Origin of the sequence: Moorena sp. SIO3B2 (genome assembly GCF_010692525.1) — a bacterium.
GTDB lineage: Bacteria > Cyanobacteriota > Cyanobacteriia > Cyanobacteriales > Coleofasciculaceae > Moorena > Moorena producens.
Window position 1 is genome coordinate 1 of record NZ_JAAHHE010000505.1, and the last position, 3,804, is coordinate 3,804.

Consider the following 3,804-nt stretch of genomic DNA (forward strand, 5'->3'; position numbering starts at 1 on the left):
CGTTCTCTAATATTTCCATTTTCTTCTATTTTTAAGGCTTTTTGAAGTATTGTTTTTTGCTCTTGTGTCAGATAATTTTTTGCTGGCATATTTCCTATTATTGGGTTATTTATTAATTTTTATTATACCAATTTAAATGCCGAACAGCTTACTGGTTTTATTTAAAAGCTCAAAGCTCAAAACTGAGAGCTGAACGCGTAGCGCTTAAGCTGATAGCTGACGGCTGATAGCTGAATGCTTACGGGCGACTTTCAAACAAAATAGGTAACGGCAGTGCTTCAGCATAGCTATACCCGCTCTGTCCGTCCGTAGAGGGTTGTTATATTATCGGAGGGTTGCTATATTATCGGGATATCTAGTTTAACAAATCAGTTTACCCTAGGAGACAAGCATGGCTGATCTAACCGGCATCGGATATGTTGGATGTATCTACAGACTGTACGAATACTATGCTCGCGGTAACTCTGTCGATACCGGCAAGCGACTGTTTTCTTTGCCCGACTCAGATACAGAAATCACGATCAACAGTGTAGAATATTCTTACCCCAAGGAGGCCATAGGCACTCCTGTCATGTATCATGAAGGCGCTAAGGATGAAGGTATCACCATTCACGAAAGTACTAAAGATATATACACCGAGATGTCAGCTTCTGGCAGCTTGTCCGCTTACTCTGGTCTGTTTAGCGCCGAAGTTTCGGCTAAATACTCAGAGTCACACAGCAGTAGCAGCTACTTCTATCATGTTGAAAAATGGGGCTATAAAAAGTCCTACAAGGTGACCCTGGATCTCAACTATGCCCTGAATAATCTTGATCCGGACTTCAAGGATGACCTCTACAACATGGACGCCGGGGACTTAGTGGCAAAATACGGCACTCACTTTCTCTACGAAGCTGAGTTCGGCGGTCGCTGGTCTTATACTCAAAGCGTCTCAAAATTCATTTATAGCAGCTCCGAGAAAGCCGAAGCGGCAGTAGAGGCAAACTATGGCAACTACTCGGGAAAAATTGAAAATTCTTACGAGACGGACGAGTCGGAAACGAGCGAGCAATCTAATGGCCAGTTTTGGTGCATCGGTGGCGATGCCACAACTTTGACGGATGGCTTTGATACTTGGGTTGCATCGGTTCCTGGTAATGACGTCCTCATGGGCTTTACCTCTGACTCCGTGAAGCAAATTTCGGAGTTAGTGGAGGGTAATGACGCTCGCAAAGACGAAATCGAACAAGCCATCAAAAAGGCTCTTGAGGAATATACGAACTCTTATACTACTACTGAGCTCACTACCAGCTCTGACACGGATGAGTTTATCGATGACAACAGAGATGATATTGAGGTAGACTCAGGAAGCAAGGAGGGCTCCGTAGTAGTTGGCTTTGGAGCTCTGATTGAGGACAAGCAGTTCACTCGTATTGCCGTGTGCTACCTTGATCTGTCTACAGGCGAACGTGATTGGGAGGCGTTTGAGGGCACTGGGGGTGATCCTGTGACCTATAACAAGACCGATTACGAAATCCTAGGGACAGTCCCAGATGGCTATGTAGTGACAGGCATTGGGTTAACGGTAATCCTCTTACCGTTAAGCGACGAAGAAGTTTTCCACGGAATGGTGCTTCACTGCCAACAACTCACCCTTGCTAGCTCCAGGAACAACTATCTCGACACTACCCTAAAGTCATATGCTTTTCAGGGTACAGAGGAAAAAAATTCTCCTGAGAGTAGCTACGACATTGAGTTTAATCCCGATGATAATAATAATATGGTGATTACGGGCATTGGCGTGGGGTACCGTGGCAAAAAGGGCAAGGTCAATTCCCTCAAACTCTATCGCACTACTATAGTGGAAAAAGAAGTTGAAGAAGAAACTGAGGGGTAGACATGAGCCCTGAAAAGCTTACTATATAAGGCTTTGATGCCAGTTCTCTTAGCAAAGATCAGGGTGCATCTCACTTTTGCAATTAGACAAAAATTCTAATAAAATTCCGACACTGCCTACACTACCTACTCTGCCTAAAATTCCCACACTTCCGAAACTTACGGCACTTCTCTTCTTTTTTACAAAGATGAGATGCACCCAAATATCAACTGGCCAATTGACCCTACGAATGATGTTCTAGAAGCTCAAACCCTTATAACTACGTCCAAGGTCAGGTTAGGGAGAGATGTCATAAAAACTTTGGGCGTTGCTGATTTTGGTATGGTTTCGCCCCCCTAACCCCCCAAGCGAGGGATTGCTCGCTTGGGGGGAACAAAACTATGAAAGTCCCTTCCGGTGCGCTTTCCAATGGGCGAGTAAATCGCCCTTGGGTCGCACCGCAAAGTTGGGGGATTTAGGGGGCTTTAGCAAAACCGGATGATCGCGCATTCATTCCTTTATTCAGCAACGCCAAACTTTGTCCCATTAAATAGTTGACTATCACATCAATCCTAAGCTCTAATGTTATTATCCACAGTGCAGGGAATTCTACTACTTTTCACAGTAGGATTGAACCTGCACATTTTATCTTTATATCTAAAATTACAGCAGCAAGTGCATCTGTTGTCTGAGCGACTCCGCTTGCAGCAGCAGTTAAAGGATCAGGCATTTACTGAAATTCACAACAATTCTCTGCAACAGTTGGCATTCGTGATCAGAGAATTGCAGATTCGTGAGATGTCTCAACAGGAATTAATCGAGTATCTGCGTGAGGTGTATCAGGATATCCAGACTAGTGTTGAAAATCTCAAGGAATAGAATAAATTTGTCTGAGTTGTTATCTAATTTTAGTTAATAATTTTGAATTCTAAACTATAGATAATCTGATGTGCCTTTAAATTGGTTCTTCTCCATTATCTATCCCCAATTCTAAATTCTAAATTATAACTTCTAACTTCTAACTTCTAACTTCTAACTTCTAACTTCTAACTTCCCAACAGCCCCATCGATCAATTCCTCAATACCATTAACCGGAATAATCGGAGTCTTGAGCTGATCAGCAACTTCTGCCACAGTCATATCATCCAGAAACCGGGTATCACCATGCTTAAGCATCAACCCAGGTAACAGAATCATTTCTCCTAAATCTTTCCCTGTTAATCCCTTCAGTAAATCCTGTCCAGTCAGCAACCCAGTAACCGTTATCTCCTGACCCCAGTAATCACTAGATAACGCCACCATGTTAATCTGCAATCCTGCCACAGCATTGAACCGCTCTACCACAGGTTCAAAAGCTTTTTCCACCGCATTACCCACCACCCAAGTCCCCTGCCGGGGGATTTCTAGACCCTTAGGCAACCGTTGAGTAGCAGCAGTTTGGAATTGTTTGAGGAACAGACGAATCGAACCGACACCATTCCCAATTTGAGGGTAGTCTCCGTAATCCGATTCTGGAGGTAACTCTTCTCTAGCAATCAAAAACCACTCATCGGCCAACCAAGCAAAGGTAGACCCCAACTGGTGCTTAAATTTCTCCTGAAGCCTTTGAACCTGAGCAATTACTTCCCTAGCTTTCTCCCCAGTAACACTAATTAGTTCATCCTCCTGGGGTCGAAACCGAGTCAATCCCACCGGTACTACTGCCGTTGAAGCCACTGCAGGCAGATCACCGGTATAGAATTGCGCTAACTCTACCAGAGTACGTTCTAAGTGAATGCCATCATTAATCCCAGGACACACCACTACCTGGGCATGAATTTGCAGCCGTCGCTCCTGAAACCACCTTAACTGCTCTAAAATTTGCCCAGCCCGAGGATTTTTCAGTAACCGTATGCGCACATCCGGTTCAGTAGCATGAACCGAAACATAAAGAGGAGATAGACGCATCC

At 44.2% G+C, this 3,804-nt stretch carries 3 protein-coding genes; 2 read left to right on the forward strand and 1 reads right to left on the reverse strand.

Annotation, left to right across the window (positions count from 1 at the left end; genetic code table 11):
- The first annotated feature begins 391 nt into the window (after window positions 1–391).
- The gene (locus F6K38_RS37060; protein WP_287255374.1) at window positions 392–1,876 is read left to right on the forward strand and encodes an MAC/perforin domain-containing protein; all 1,485 of its coding nucleotides are present in this window, start codon (window positions 392–394) and stop codon (window positions 1,874–1,876) included.
- A 561-nt stretch (window positions 1,877–2,437) separates the two neighbouring features.
- Complete coding sequence (locus F6K38_RS37065) at window positions 2,438–2,734, forward strand: hypothetical protein (RefSeq protein WP_287255373.1); 297 nt, start codon at window positions 2,438–2,440, stop codon at window positions 2,732–2,734.
- A gap of 153 nt (window positions 2,735–2,887) precedes the next feature.
- On the opposite strand, the gene F6K38_RS37070 is transcribed toward F6K38_RS37065, so the two are convergent.
- Window positions 2,888–3,804: DUF512 domain-containing protein (locus F6K38_RS37070; protein ID WP_287360003.1), on the reverse strand; the 917-nt coding region annotated here is incomplete at its 5' end.

Coding starts and splice junctions, on each gene's coding strand:
- F6K38_RS37060 (WP_287255374.1), top strand. CDS start 392: ATGGCTGATCTAACCGGCATCGGATATGTTGGATGTATCTACAGACTG.
- F6K38_RS37065 (WP_287255373.1), top strand. CDS start 2,438: ATGTTATTATCCACAGTGCAGGGAATTCTACTACTTTTCACAGTAGGA.